At 59.4% G+C, this 14,612-nt stretch carries 8 protein-coding genes; 1 reads left to right on the forward strand and 7 read right to left on the reverse strand.

All coding sequences use genetic code 11. From position 1 onward, the window contains the following. Positions 1-27: 27 nt before the first annotated feature. From ALO43_RS10695 to ALO43_RS10725, 7 genes are read right to left on the reverse strand one after another with little or no spacing between them, the layout of a single operon-like run. A complete protein-coding gene (locus tag ALO43_RS10695) occupies positions 28-1,203 on the reverse strand; it encodes a hypothetical protein (protein WP_054997477.1) in 1,176 nt (391 codons plus the stop codon). Further along, positions 1,193-1,966, reverse strand: a complete 774-nt coding sequence (locus tag ALO43_RS10700; protein WP_053479882.1) for a hypothetical protein — start codon at positions 1,964-1,966, stop codon at positions 1,193-1,195. The genes ALO43_RS10695 and ALO43_RS10700 overlap by 11 nt, the downstream gene beginning before the upstream one ends. 31 nt (positions 1,967-1,997) lie before the next feature. Next, positions 1,998-2,954 carry a glycosyltransferase family protein gene (locus tag ALO43_RS10705; RefSeq protein WP_005888437.1) on the reverse strand — a complete coding sequence of 319 codons (957 nt, stop codon included), beginning with the start codon at positions 2,952-2,954 and terminating at the stop codon, positions 1,998-2,000. Positions 2,955-2,984: 30 nt separating this feature from the next. Further along, entirely contained in the window at positions 2,985-4,394 is a 1,410-nt protein-coding gene (locus ALO43_RS10710; protein WP_054997478.1) for a PIG-L deacetylase family protein, read from the reverse strand. Beyond that, positions 4,391-5,287, reverse strand: coding sequence for an antimicrobial resistance protein Mig-14 (locus ALO43_RS10715; RefSeq protein WP_053479881.1), 897 nt, complete (start codon positions 5,285-5,287; stop codon positions 4,391-4,393). Before ALO43_RS10715 ends, ALO43_RS10710 begins: the two co-directional genes overlap by 4 nt. Then, on the reverse strand, positions 5,287-6,417 hold the full coding sequence (locus ALO43_RS10720; protein ID WP_005888429.1) for a glycosyltransferase: 1,131 nt from the start codon (positions 6,415-6,417) through the stop codon (positions 5,287-5,289). The genes ALO43_RS10715 and ALO43_RS10720 overlap by 1 nt, the downstream gene beginning before the upstream one ends. Beyond that, complete coding sequence (locus ALO43_RS10725; protein WP_005888427.1) at positions 6,401-8,158, reverse strand: carbamoyltransferase family protein; 1,758 nt, start codon at positions 8,156-8,158, stop codon at positions 6,401-6,403. Before ALO43_RS10725 ends, ALO43_RS10720 begins: the two co-directional genes overlap by 17 nt. A gap of 301 nt (positions 8,159-8,459) precedes the next feature. Between ALO43_RS10725 and ALO43_RS10730 the strand changes: the two genes are divergently transcribed. Beyond that, positions 8,460-14,585, forward strand: coding sequence for a membrane-targeted effector domain-containing toxin (locus tag ALO43_RS10730; protein ID WP_054997479.1), 6,126 nt, complete (start codon positions 8,460-8,462; stop codon positions 14,583-14,585). The last annotated feature ends 27 nt before the right edge of the window (positions 14,586-14,612 follow it).

The following is a 14,612-nucleotide window of genomic DNA, read 5'->3' on the forward strand; positions in this document are numbered from 1 at the left end:
GCGGCCATTTTTCATCAAGCGCTGATATCAGACAGCCGCAGCACGTTCCAGTCGATACGTCTGCACCACACGTCCCAGCACCATGGTCGCCGGCAGCAACACCAGCACCCAGAGTTCGTCGGGGTTGCCCACCAGCTGGCCGCCGTCGAAATTGAGCATCACCAGCGCGCACGCCAGGTAGAGGCCCCACGCGTCGCCCTTGCGCAAGGCGTTCCACAGCGTCATTGCCATCACCACCAGAAACATCACCAGCGAAGCGGCACCGGTATAGAGCCCCAGCGACACAAAGATGTTGTGCGGGTGCTGGATCGGTATGCCGCCAGTCAGTGTCTGAGTGGTATAGAAATCGACACCACACCCTAGCAGCCAACCGCAGCGACGCCATTCGCCGGTCATGATTTCAAACAGCTCGATGCGGTAGGAGTCGCCTCTGACCATCAACAAGGTCACCCACTGCTCATCCTTCACGAACCAGAAACCTGCCGTCGCAACGATGCCCAGCACCACCAGGGCCGCGACGGTGCGCAACGGGAAGCGGTAGATCGAATACACAGTGCAGGCAAAAAACAGGAACCCGGCACCCACCAGAGCGGTGCGCGTCTGGACGACGAACGCCGTTATCACCAGCGTAAAAATGACGCCGCAGACCGCCTCGGCCCAGCGTTGCTCTCTGGCCCAGAGTGGCAGGGCCAGTGCAAGGCTGCACACCAGCCAGGCGCTAGCGTAAATCACGTTTTCCATGCGCCCCGGCAGGATCGCCACGCGCTGACCGAAGATGAACTGCCCGGTCACCCAGCTGTGAATCGAGCTGAGAAGGATGTACAGACCGACGGCCCAGAACATGCCGCGCACGAAAAGCCCGCGCCGGAAGAAGCCGTTGTCTGCGATACCGGCAACGACGAAGACAAACAGGCTGACGTATATGATGTGCTTGTAGTACTGAAACTCCTGCGCCTGCAGCGCCGGGACCAGAAAGCACGCCATGAACACAACCCAGGCAATGCCCAGCGGTTTGGCAAATACACCCGCGCCACGGTACTTGATCAAAAAGAACAAGCCCGGCAAGGCCGTGAGTGCATAGAACAGGTTATTTGTGATCTTGGCTGACGAGTTGAGGATAAAACTCAGCAGAAAGACAACAATCGCTGCGGTGAAATACGCTTGTACTTTGCTGCTGGGGATTCTGATACGGTCAACTGACATTATTGAGCAACCAACCTGCTACGAGACCTGCGAACACCGCCACGATCAGCTTGACGCGATCCCGGCGCTTGCGACGCTGTTTATCCAGCCGCTCCTGCGGCACCACCACATGCTCACCGAAACCGGTGTGCAACACGGCATCATTTTCCAGAATCAGAGCGTAACGGTTTTGCGAAGCGAATAATTGTGAAAGTTTCTTCTCTCCACCGTGGCCAGAATAAGGCGCATGCTGCCGGTAATCGGCCAGCCGACGCAACCCGGGGTTGAATGAAAACCCCTGCCATTCGGGCTTGCTCGAACCGAGCCGGTAAAACGGAATACCATCGACCACTTCGCGCTCATTCAGGTAGACATAAGGGCTGTGAATGCGCAGGTCGTGATTGTAGCTGCGCAACCAGACCTGCAGCGCCTGCGGGTCATGGGTGAGCAGGGTCATCGACTCTTCGATGAAATGCGGACGGTAGAAATCCCAGTCATCTTCGCAATGGAAAACCCATGACGTCTCGACCATCGAATAGGCGCTATCGACCGAGCGCATCTGCCCCAGCTTCGGGTTGTTGATGATGAACCGAGTGTGAGGACGCCAGTGTTCCGGAATGCACGCCTCGACCTGAACATCACCCGAGTCTTCGGTAATCAGCACCTGGCGCATGGGCGCAGTGTTGAAACGGTCGAACGTCTCCAGAGTGCGCTTCAACAAGTCGAAGCGACCACAACTGGTTACGACCAGTGTGATGTCGCTGTTTTCGCTGAAAACCATCATTCGTTCCCGCTCATTGAATATTCATAAAACATCACCAGCCCCAACGTGACCGCAAGCGATCAACCCAGCTGGCGGCTGGCATGCTGCGCAATGGCGCACGCATGGCCTCCACAATCGCATTGCCAAGGGCATGGAATGTAAAGCGTTCCTGAACCAAAGTCTGCCCGTTACGCGAGATTTCGCTGGCAAGTTCGGCGTTATCCCGCAATTGTGCCAGTTTTTCACGCAGTTCGGGAATGTCGCGGTAGAGCACGATATTGCGCATATCCTCAAAACCCAGTGCGCGGTTTTCTTCAGCACCCTGGTCAAAAGCGAACAGCACACACCCGCAGGCCATGGCTTCGAAATTCTTGATCATGTATTCGCCCATGCCGACATCGGCACTGACGAAAAAACGGATCCGGTTCAGGGTGTCGCAATATTCTTCCCCGGACTTGGTGCGCGTTACCAGCAGGTTTTCGACCTGCCCCAACTCATCCAGCAGAGCCTTGCGGCCACTGTAGGCGACGCTGTTGGTGCTGCCGACAAACGCCAGCTCGATGTCGCGCTCGCGGCTTTGCAACTGCAGCAGGCTCTGGTCATAGCCCTTAGGCACAAAGACTGCGTCGAAGCCCTCTTCACGCAGGCGTTCGCTGACCATGAACCCCGAGCAGATAACTCTGACCCACGGCAGCTTGCGATAGTGCGCGCTGAACTTGCCGGTGTATTTGCAAGGGATGTAGTTCTGGTAAGCGTCGTGCTCGAGGATGACCAGATTGGGAATCGTGCGGATGAACGCGACCTGGCGCACTTCCTGTTTGAAACGCAGAAAAAACACGATCCGGTCGTAACGGCCGACGTCCACTTCGCGACGGAAATAGCTGCGCAGGTTGCGCTGCTCGTCGGAACTCAGCCAGCGCACATCGCATTCGCAATGGGCGGCGATGCCCTCGTAAAGACGGTCCAGAATGGCACGCTGCTCTTTCTGGACCAGAAGTAGGACTTTCATGGTTTTCCTTGCAGTACTGCGCCTGCTGAATCAGATATCACGGCTGCACCAGAACAGCTCGTGTCGTCGCACAGCTTTACGGAAGAATTCGTTTTCACCTTCGGCCGGCCAGCGCCGCCCCGCCAGAACGCGCTGTAATGCACGGCGCATGCGGCGCTTGAAAGGCATGCGCGGCAGCAGGTCATGCATCATGCCCAGCGCCATCGCCTTGTCCCGTTGCGTCGCCACCGACAGCTGAAGGCTGTAAGGCACCAGCGGCAATCGGGCATCGAACACCGGGGGCAGGCTGATACCTGTGTACGCATCGCCCATCGGCCAGCGGTCATTGTCATGCAGGTGGTTGGCGTAACCGAGTATCAGCTGCGGCTGCCACTCAAGGCCGACCAGCGCCTCACGCACTGCTGCCTGGGCGCAGATATGATCGGGGTGTGGATCAATGGCCGGATGCGGCATGACAATTACTTCGGGACGGGCCTTGAGGATCAGCGCGCGCAGGTCGGCGAGCAGGTTGTTCCAGGTCGGCTGGCCGTCGTCGCCGGGCAATGGCAGTGTGTTGAATTGGCGGAATAACCGGGTATCGGTCAGATCAGCCTCTCGCGAGCCGACAGGCACATCCGGCGCCGCCTGCATGGCAGGCAGTTGCAGGCAGAAATAGCCCAATTGCACACACTGCGATTCCGGCACGCCACCCCAACGGGCAACGCCGATACTGTCCCATGCCCGCAAGCGGCCTTTCATGCGCGCAGCCTCGGCGCGCTCCATACCCATCTGCTGATAATGTTCGGCTTCAATTTCACCGGCAGTCAGCGTGACAATCCACGCTTCCTCGGCTTGGCTGTACAACCCGAAAGCGGCAAGTTCGGCATCGTCGGCGTGCGGCGCGATGACCATGACACGCTGTTTGCGTGCATCCGGCTGACGAAACAGCCAGAGACGCGGCGTGCCGGTCAAACGGCAGAAACGCCCACGCAGGTGCAGCGCACCGCCAGCCAGTGAATCCCCCAGACCAGTCAGGTTCAGGTACCGAACGCCGCCGACGCCGCGCTCGAAAGCCTGCCGGTCCTGCACATCAAACCCGCGAAGCTCGACGAACGGATCGAGAAAACGGCCCAGCCACGTACTGTCGATTGTCAGCGCCAGCACCAGCGTCTCGTCGCCGGTCAGTGACAGCGGCGCTTCCAGCAACAGCTTGCCACCCTGCAGGCGTACGCCGGGCACTTCGGCATCGGCCGGAAAATTGTACTGATAGTCATCGGCTGGCGAATAAAACAGATGGTCGGCGAACCACGCCTCGTGTGCGACCCATGCGCAAACGGCCAGAAGCGGCACCAGCCACCAGGCCACCAGTGCGCCAAGCACGATAAGCGCCAACAGCCCACCCAGCAGCACCAGCCGTTTGTTACGGCGATGGCGCTTGAGCAATTGCTGCTTGCGGCTCAAATCTGGAACACCGGAACGGGATTGCACCATCGATCCTTATACTCGCGGTCGGCACGGCCAAAGGAAAAACGTAGCGACTTGCCCAAGGCGCGAGCGTCTTCCCAGGCGGACTGGGTGTTGACGAAGCTCAGCACGCTGCCCGGACTGAAATCCCGGGTTTCAGGATCTACGCCGCCATTGACGTACTCGACGCTGACCCACTGCGGCGCTTCAACGCGATACACCAGTTGAATGGCGACCGGGGCATCGTTGAGAAACACCACAGAGCCGATCAGCAGTTCGCGCAGCAGTTCGATAACCTCGGCCTTGTGCCGGGCGCCAGTGGCCGCAAAGCCCCAGCGACGCTGAAACAGATCGCAATACATGCTTGCCAGTTCGGCACTGCCGAACTCGCTGACCGGCCGCACCGTACCACCCGCCTCTTCCAGCAAACGCAGTTCGCGACGCTGGTTGTAACGAAACTTTTTGGACAACTCTTCAGGCGTACGCGCCATCGCCAGCGATTCGGCCTGCGGCTTGAAGGTGCTGACCCGGCCTTCGTTAAGCGCGGAGACGTAGCGAGCCTGGTGGCGAACCGGCACCTGAACGTCTTCAGCCATCGGCAGAATCAGCTCGGCATTGCCCAGATCGAACAGACCTTTCTTGCCGTGACGTTTCAGCTCGTCCTTGGACAGCGCCATTGAGCGCCCCCAGGTAGCAATTGCTGCCTTCAACTCACCGCCCTGCTCCCACGCCAGATAGCGCACGGGTATACCGGCAAGCCCTGAAAGACGCTCAACCACCAGCGGGTGCGTGGCGACACTGCCGCCAAAACGTTGCCATGCCTGCTCGTAGGCGGCCGCATCGATTTGCACCCAGCCACGTTCACGCCAGCCTCTGAACCGGTTGAGCATCAGACCCCCGCCGTCAGGCTGGAGACTTGCGGCAAGCGCCAGAACACGTCGCGCACGGCATGGTCGGAAAACCGCTCGCGCAGACGCAGCAACATGCGTTCGGCACAATCCTGACGCTGCTCGGCATCCAGGCCAGCCATATGTACCAGGCCGTTTGCCAGGCTATGAATATCGCCGAGCGGGAACAACAGGCCGACATCCTCGACCACTTCCTTCGCGCCACCGCACGAGGTCGCCACCAGTGGCACACCGGCGACCATCGCCTCCAGCAAAACCATGCCGAACGGTTCGTGATCCGAGCTCAGGGCGAAGACGTCGAACGCCTTGAAGTAACGGCGTGCGTCAGCCACCTGTCCGAGAAACAGCACCTGCGCGCCGATGCCCAGCTCCAGGGCGAGTGCCTTGAGGTCTTCTTCAAGACGACCCTTGCCGAGAATCACCAGTTGGCTGTTCTCGGGAAGATTGGGCAACGCCTCGGCAAAACCGCGCAACAGCGTGGCCTGATCCTTGTCGGGATGCAGACGGCCGACGTTGGCCACGATCCACGCAGAAGGTGAAAGCCCCAGCTCGGCACGCGCATCTTCCGGGGAAAACTGGCTGCCTTGCAGTTGCTCGATATCAATACGGTTGTATAAGGTCTGAATACGCTCGGCCGGCCACTTGGGCAGGCTGCTGCGCATGTCGTCACGAACGGCGTCAGACACCCCGAGCAGGCTCAGGCGCTTGCGAAACAGCGTGGCGAACAGCTTGCGCGAACGGCGCTTGTAGTCGCCAAACGCATGGTGCACGCCGATCACCGGCAGACTCGTGGCCAGCAGTGCGATGTAGACCGGCTTGAAGCGATGCGCAATGCAAAAGCTGAAGCTGCGCGTGGCGGCGATCTTGCGCAAGTCACGGATGGCGCCCAGCTTGAGGCCACGAATGGCACTGGAGCTGTACTCCATGAACAGCACTTCGTCCGAACCGCAATCAGCGACCACATCGGGGTCGGCGGCACCGGTCAGAAATACCGTTGTGACCCGATATCCCTTGCCGGCGAACAGGCTGGCGTATTGCCGTGCGCAGTCCAGAAAAGGCCCGTCATAGCCATGACAGAACTGCAGTACGTGACGTTCAGCCGAGCGTGTCATAGGTTTCGACGCCCTCTTTGACCACCAGGATGTCTTCCATGATCAGGTACTCGAGGTCCGAGCCGAAGAACATGTTCAGGGCATCGGTGGGCGAGCAGATCATTGGCTCTCCTCGGCGGTTGAGCGAGGTGTTCAGCGACACGCCGTTACCGGTCAGGCCTTCCAGCGCCTTCATCATGTCGTAGTAGCGCGGGTTGTACTCGCGCTTGAGCACCTGAGCGCGAGAAGTCCCGTCTTCGTGGACGACTTCCGGCACGCGGGTCTTCCATTCTTCTGCGACTTCGAAGGTGAAGGTCATGAACGGCGCAGGGTGATCGATCTTGATCATCTGCGGCGCAACGGTGTCGAGCATCGACGGGCAGAAAGGCCTCCAGCGCTCGCGGAACTTGATCTGATGGTTGATGCGGTCGGCCACACCGGTCACGCTCGGGCAACCGATGATCGAACGACCGCCCAGCGCGCGCGGGCCGAACTCCATGCGCCCCTGGAACCAGGCAACCGGGTTGCCCTTGACCATGATCTCGGCAATACGCTCTGGCGTATTGTCGATCTGACGCCAGACCGGCTTGCTCGGGTGACGGGCGCAGGCCGCGATCACGTCCTCGTTGCTGTACGAGGGGCCGAGGTAGACGTGTTCCATCTTCTCGACCGGCACACCACGGGCATGCGACACATAGGCTGCAGCGCCCACTGCCGTACCGGCATCGCCCGAGGCTGGCTGAACGAACAGCTCCTTGACCTCGGGACGGGCAATGATGCGCTGGTTCAACTTGACGTTTAGCGCACAGCCACCAGCGAAAGCGATCTTGCCGGTTTCTTTGAGGATGTCACCCAGGTAGTGGTCCATCATCTGCAACGCCAGCTTTTCGAACAGCGCCTGCATGCTGGCGGCGTAGTGGATATACGGCTCATCAGCCACATCGCCGACACGCTTGGGGCCAAGCCATTCGATCAGCTTCGGCGAGAAGTAGAAGCCCTTGCCGTTCTCTTTATAGCGACGCAGGCCGATGACGTTGGCCAGTTCGGTATTGATGATCAGCTCGCCGTTTTCGAAGGTAGCCAGACGCGAGAAGTCGTACTTGCTGGCATCGCCATACGGCGCCATGCCCATCACCTTGAATTCGCCGTCGAGCATTTCGAAACCGAGAAATTCGGTGATCGCGCCGTACAGCCCGCCCAGCGAATCCGGGTCGAAGAATTCCTTGATCTTGTGGATCTTGCCGTTTTCGCCGTAGCCGAAGAAGGTCGTGGCGTATTCACCCTTGCCATCGATGCCCATGATCGCGGTTTTCTCGGTAAAACCGGAGCAGTGGTAAGCGCTGGAGGCGTGGGCCAAGTGGTGTTCGACCGGCTCGATCTTGATCTTTTTCGGATCGAAACCCAGTTGCTCCAGGCACCAGACGATCTTGTTGCGATAACGCTTGTAGCGGCGATTGCCCATCAGCAGCGCATCAAGTGCGCGATCCGGGGCGTACCAGTAACGCTTGGCGTAGTGCCAGCGTGCCTTGCCGAACAGGCTGATAGGGGCGAAGGGAATAGCCACCACATCGACGTCCGACGGCTTGATGCCTGCCTGTTCCAGACAGAACTTCGCCGACTCGTAGGGCATGCGGTTCTTTGCATGTTTATCACGAACGAAACGCTCTTCCTCGGCCGCTGCTATCAGCTTGCCGTCGATGTAAAGCGCTGCGGAAGGATCATGGCTAAGGGCGCCGGACAGGCCAAGGATCGTCAATGCCACTAGGGTCTAGCCTCTTTGTCTGCACACAGGCGCATCGCGCCCGAGAAAAGGTGTGCCCCCGCACAGCGGGCTGAGGGCAGCTAAAGGGCGGGATTATAACGTAATGGCCGAGGATTGGCTCGGCGGCCTGAAATGTCGCCGCTGACTCCCGCCAGGCGGTGTACGAAACGTCTCTTTCACTGCACTCAATATTTATCTACGACGTGCCGCCGCTTGCTTCTGATTAATTGAGGCCTTTAGTCGCTGGCCACGAAGGCCGCGCATCAAACCTCAGCGCATCAAGCGCAATGGAAAGCCTGTCATGACGCAAACGCTGCCCCTCTCATTCCCCGATCCATCTCCCCTGACGCCCGTTCCGCTTAAGCCCGCCGGCACCTGGCCTGCTGCTGCCGCTGCACTGCAAAGGCTCGATGAGCTGCGCACCGTTCTGGCCGGCGAACTGCAAGCGCTGCCCACACCTGCCGATTCCTTGCTGATCGCCCTGGAGGGCTCTGACGTTTCGGAGCGCGAGCTGGAAATCTTCAGCCTGCTGCAACAGGTCGATGACTACTGGACAGCCTCTGGCGAAACCGGTGAAAGCCGCCGCGAGCGGCTTGTACCTGCCTTACAGCGAGCCCTGCGCGATGAAGCCTGTGTGCGCATCCACGAGCGCGATATTGAGAGCGGCTACCTTGTTTGCCTGCCCGACTCGCCCGATAACCCGCAAGGCGCAGCGCTCACCTATTCCTCACTGCGGCTGCAGTTGCATGATGACGAACAGGTCGAAATGGCTGGTGTGCTGGCAATATCCAAGGAGCAAGGGCTTACGCTGCTCATGCTGCCAGGCCTTGGCATCATGGGGTTTGCCACGCAACCCATGATGCTCGCAACCCTCGCACGCTGGCTTAACACGCCGACCCTGCGGGATGCGCTGCTGAACAATGTGGAGAAACATCATCAGGATCGACTGGCCGAGATAAACCAGGACGCCGACCTGTTTCTGGAACCGTTCATTGCCGACGACGTGCATTTACAGCCCGTTACAAACGCACCCTTCACTCATGCTTTCGACAGGCTGCTCGACAAACAGCGCAACGACATCCGTTACGCCTGCGAACAGCCAGGCATCGCAGATAGCCAGACGCGCCAGTCGCTGATCAACGAGGCTATCAGCATGCCTGGCCTTTTTGGCCCTGCAGCAATGCTCGAACTGCGGGAGCTGACCAACACACAGCGTCAGTACCATCGGGCCATGCCGGAATGGATGAAGATTGCCAGCGAGGCCGACCTGCAGACTTATGCCGCACACCTGCAACGCTATGACGAAGCTCATACAGCGATGCTCAGTGTAATGGCCGGCGCTGCGTCCCCAGAGCAGTTTGCCGACATGCAATTGCGTGCGCGGATTGCCGATGACCTGGGCCATGACCTGGACCCACATGCGTTGACCATCGATACACTTCGCACAATACCGGCAACGAGCGAGACCTACCGCGTGAAACTCACGCTGGTCAAACTGGCACTCTACGGCCTGCATCCGGGTGACGAGGTTGCAGGTTCGAACTTCCTCGATCAGACCGTCATCACCCTCAATAGCCAACCGCTGGACACCGCGTACTCGTCCTTGAGCCCGGCCTACCTTGCAGAATTGATCGATGAACTCGACCTGCGGGCAAGTTTTGGCGATTTTCAGCGCACTGTCTGTCAGCAAGAGCACAGCCGGAAGACTCTACGCGCACTGGCGCGCTCCCGACTGACCACGCTTGGCTGGGCGGCCAGGATGCAGGGGCATATCCAGCCTGCTGATTTCACCATTGTCGCAGCGCTGACAAGCCCCACAGAGCGGGCTTCTGATCCCGCATTAAGTGTGCAGCAGATCCGATTGAACGACAGCAGCTTGATGGCCAGGTTATTGGTGTTTCGCAAGCAGGACGCCCAAGGCCAGACGCAGCGGCTGATCCTGGTCGCAACCGATGCACCCGGGCAGCAGTATTTCAAGGCCTTCGACACTGAAACCCAATTGCTCCACGAAGTGGTCGGCTGGACCGCATCGCCCTCAATGACAACCTATCTGCTCGATCAGGTAGAGGTCGCTGCCCGACCAGCCTTGGCAGAGCGGCTGACGGCCCTTGCGCTCAAGCCCCAGCCTTCGACAAATTTCATCCGGTTCATCGATCATGCCGACTGCGACTCGGCCCTGCTCGGTTTCATCGACGAACAAACTCGCGTGCTGCTCTCCGAAACCGCCCGCCACACCCCGGACTGGTATCTGCACGCCAGTCGCGCTCAGCGCCGTGAACTGCTGGCGCTCGAGCAAGCCATCGGCGGCGCACTCTACAACTATCAGGCCCAGCCGCACACACAGGTTCAGCCGTTCAAGGACTATGTACACCAGCGTGCCAGCCAGCAGATCGGCACCCTGTTGAACGTGCCTTCAGGCACGGTAGATCCCGACCTGATCGTGATCACCAGCGAGCGCGAAACACTGACTTACACACAAATGCTGCTCAATGGTTATGACGACAGCATCGACCCAATCCGCGCTGGCGCGGCCACCCACGCGACCTTCAGTGGCCCGACAGGCATCGACCTGAGCGCGCTGTCACCAGCAGCCGTAGCAGGTTCGGTACGCGGCCAGTGGCTGGCCGACGACTACATTGCCTTGATCAGAGGCACACTGCTGAACAGTGAAAGCGCTGGCTATGCCTACCGGCGGCAGTTCAGCGTGTTGATCACCCAGCTGCAGATGAAGGCTGCGGCACTGCGTAGCGTACTGAAGGGCCATATCGAAGCGGCGCACTATGCCTGGCTGAAACAATCGCTGGATAACGCCCACCTGAGCGACCCGGCATCACGCGAGCAATATCCGCTCTACCCCTTGCAAGTGCATGTGGATAAACCCCTTATTGGCTCGGGATTGAGCGATATAGACCAACTGGTTATCCCCAGCCCGCTACTCACCCACATAGAAACCGTTCAGGGCTGCCTGATAATCCTCCCGACCCGGATCCGACACGCTGCACTGCTCTACACGCCGCAGGCGCCTGACGGGATCGAGTTTCGTCTGTTCAGCGACTTCGTACGCTCGCTGGGCAGCGAAGGCATGATCGATTACTACAAGGACCGCTGCCGGATCAAGGCACGCAGGACGCTGGCTTTCTTCCTGCGCGACATGCAGCAAGGCAATGCCAACAAACCACCGGTCATTCCCAAGGCATTCATTTCAGACATGGCCGACACCTGCTTCAACCGGCCGCTGGAGCGCCGGTTGCGTGACGTGGAAGAGACCACCACTGGCCGCAACGACATGCTGGCCAGGCTGATATGGATCAGTGTCGAAATCATCGCCACCGCCCTGACCCTGCCCTTCCCGCCAGCAAGCTTTGCGGTTGGCAGTGTGCTTTCACTGCATGACAGCGGGCGGGCAATTGCCGCGCTGGCCGCCGGCGACCAGGAGCGCGCCACAACCTACATCCTGTCGGCACTGTTCAACGGCATCGGCGCGGGCAGCGATTTGCTGGTTGGCCTGAAAGGCTTTGGCGGCGTGCTGCATAAGCTTGAGCGCGGTAAGGGGCCGGCGTCGACAAAACGCGCGATCCAGCGGCGGCCTTCTCTGCCGCGTTACGAGGACTTGTACCCGGCAGAGCTGCAAGAACAGGTATTTCTGATCGGCAAGCCCAACACCAACGGGCACGCGGCTGTTTTCCACATACCCCACGTCACTTCGGCGCCCCCGATTGCGACCGGCCAGTTCGCCTTGCGAGAGGCTGGTGGTGCCTGGCAGCCCCTTCTCCCCATCGCTGACGCCAGGCCTCGTGCGCCATCCGGGCTGCGTATCGAGCTGGCCGTGAATGTTTCACTGGATAACGTGCCACGCATCGCCGACGGCCACGCGAAAGGCCTGTATGCAATAGACGGCAAACGCTACATCAGGTTGTCAGACAGGACCTTTCAGGTTCAATACGATGCGCAGCTGCGCTGCTGGCAAATCATCGACCCGGCCAACCCATTCGCGTTTTTCGGCAAACAGCCGGTCAGGCTGGGTGATCAGGGGGAGTGGCTGCTCGTCGAGCGGCAGCGTCTGCCTGGCGGGGGCCTGGACGGGCCGGCGAGCTACCGGCCACTGCCTGAAGAGCCTGCTGGAAACTCGATCGACCTGCTAAGCGATTACGAGATGCCACGCGCCATGCGGGCACATCTGGACATCATTATCAGCAAGGACGTTTTTGACCCGACCGGCGTAGGCCTAGAAGCCTATTTCGAGAGCTATTTCACGCAAGTGCGTGAGACTTTCGCAGCACGTCGGGAAAAACTCTATCAGGACGCTCAGGCATTTTTTGCCCGATTCTCTCCGCCGCCCAAGCCACCACTGCCCACCTATGACCTGCCCGGTAGCGTCGACACACTGATCAAACACGTGTTCGCCCACAACAACGGGCTGATCTTCAGCGAGGCACCTAAATCGGTGTCCAGCAAGCGTCTGCTCCTGTTGAACATGCCTTTGCTGGCAGAGCAGCGTGTCGAGATCCTGTACATCGAACACCTGCTGACAGACAAGCACATGCCCAAACTGGCTCGATACCGTCAACTGGGCAAGAAGAGTCGCTCAGGCTCCCATGAGCTCAAGTACTACCTGCACGACACCAATCGCGGAGCCCTGAATAATTCAAGCACCGAGTACGATTACTACCATCTGGTCAAGGAAGCCCATCGTTGCGGCATTGAGGTGCGTCCGTTCAGTTCGTCGATCAGCTACCCGTTTCTCGGCCACACGGTGCAGGCCGCTGCTGATGATCCAGCGGCCACCATAAAGATGAGCAACTTCTTTGGGCACAGGCTCATCAGCCACGACATCCCGCCCGGCGCCTCGAAGCGCTGGGTGGCTTTGCTCGACCAGAAAATAGCCACAACGCATGATCATGTGCCCGGCATTGCCGAAATGCACGGTGCAGTCAGTGTGCACGTACAGGACATCCCGGCAGGACGCCCGACCCGCATCAGGCAGGACGCTGGCTTGCTGCAGAGCGAAAACACCCCGAATCGCTGCGACTTCATCATTGCATTTGCCGACCCGGCGCTTACCGCCCCCCTGCCGTCGCCTGCCACCCCTCTGGACAACATGCTCATGCGCGAGCTTGGTAGCCCGACCGCTATCGCCGAAGGTGAGCAATGGGCAGGCGAGTACGGGTTCATCCTGAACGAAAACAATGCCTGGCAGCGCGTGGACCCGGAAGACTGGGGTGCCGACCGGCCAATGACAGCAATCCAGCAATCGTTGACTGACGCAACTTACGACATGCCACCGGATACCCGAACAACACTGCATACACTGGCGAACTTCGAAAAGAAGGGCCTCGATATGGAGTACTTCTTTGAAAACACCAAATTCGACACCGTTCGCCACACGTTCGGTCTGCGTCGCAAGAACCTGCAACAGGCCGCAGCGAACATCAGCGCAACAGCACTGCCACCTCGCCCGACATTGCCAGTCATACAGCCTCGGATAACCACTGCGGGGCTGCTTGAAACGCTCTTTCAGCACACCGATGGAGTTGTGGTAGGCGAGTCGCATTTTTCGGTGGCCAGTAAGAAGCTGATCATCGACAACCTGCCTCTGCTGTCGCAACAAAACGTCAAGACGCTGTACATGGAGCATCTGTTGACTGACCTTCATCAGGCGGACCTGGACCGTTTCCTCGAAACCGGGCAGATGAGCAAAACCCTGCTGCATGACCTGAAAACCCTGGACCGGGGGCATCTTACCGATCCGGACAAGGTGTATACCTTCGAACAGCTGATCATCAAGGCGCGGCAGCAAGGCCTGGAGATTCGGGCAATCGACTGCGCCAGCAGTTACCACCTCAAAGGCATAGCCAGTGAGGAATCCATCACCCGCCAGCAAATGATGAACTACTTTGCATCGCGCACGATGCGCAAGCATCAGGAGGTCATGGGGTCACACAAGTGGATCGCCTTGGTTGGCAATAGCCACTCCAACACCTATCAGGGCGTCGTGCCCGGTATTGCGGAACTGGAAGGCGGCATCGGCTTGCGGGTCGTGGACGTAGTGCCTGGGCAGTCCAAGGGCGTGATGGTAGACCCTGGAGAACTTGTTTCAGGGGATATCGCGACTTCCAACGTGTATCTAAAAGCCGATTATCGGGTGGAAATGGAGGTGCTGCGCACTCGGACGACCAGACCGCAGAGCATCGAACAACGCCTGTTCAAACCGGGAATGTTCATGGTGCAGCAAGGTGAAGACAACCTGCAGACCATCCTGCATCGTGCGCGCGACACGTGGGTTCACCGCACGCCGGTACACATCAATGCGGAGGGCAAACTGTATATCGAGCGTGTGCGCTGGCCGCGCCTGCATCTCAAGCCCTTCGAGGACATGGATGCACTGGTGAAAGCACTCGAGGCGATGAACCTCACCCGGGTCGACTGAGGTAGCACGCCGCCCGAAATGGGGCAG

Origin of the sequence: Pseudomonas tremae (assembly GCF_001401155.1) — a bacterium.
GTDB lineage: Bacteria > Pseudomonadota > Gammaproteobacteria > Pseudomonadales > Pseudomonadaceae > Aquipseudomonas > Aquipseudomonas tremae.

Coding starts and splice junctions, on each gene's coding strand:
- ALO43_RS10695 (WP_054997477.1), bottom strand. CDS start 1,203: ATGTCAGTTGACCGTATCAGAATCCCCAGCAGCAAAGTACAAGCGTAT.
- ALO43_RS10700 (WP_053479882.1), bottom strand. CDS start 1,966: ATGATGGTTTTCAGCGAAAACAGCGACATCACACTGGTCGTAACCAGT.
- ALO43_RS10705 (WP_005888437.1), bottom strand. CDS start 2,954: ATGAAAGTCCTACTTCTGGTCCAGAAAGAGCAGCGTGCCATTCTGGAC.
- ALO43_RS10715 (WP_053479881.1), bottom strand. CDS start 5,287: ATGCTCAACCGGTTCAGAGGCTGGCGTGAACGTGGCTGGGTGCAAATC.
- ALO43_RS10720 (WP_005888429.1), bottom strand. CDS start 6,417: ATGACACGCTCGGCTGAACGTCACGTACTGCAGTTCTGTCATGGCTAT.
- ALO43_RS10730 (WP_054997479.1), top strand. CDS start 8,460: ATGACGCAAACGCTGCCCCTCTCATTCCCCGATCCATCTCCCCTGACG.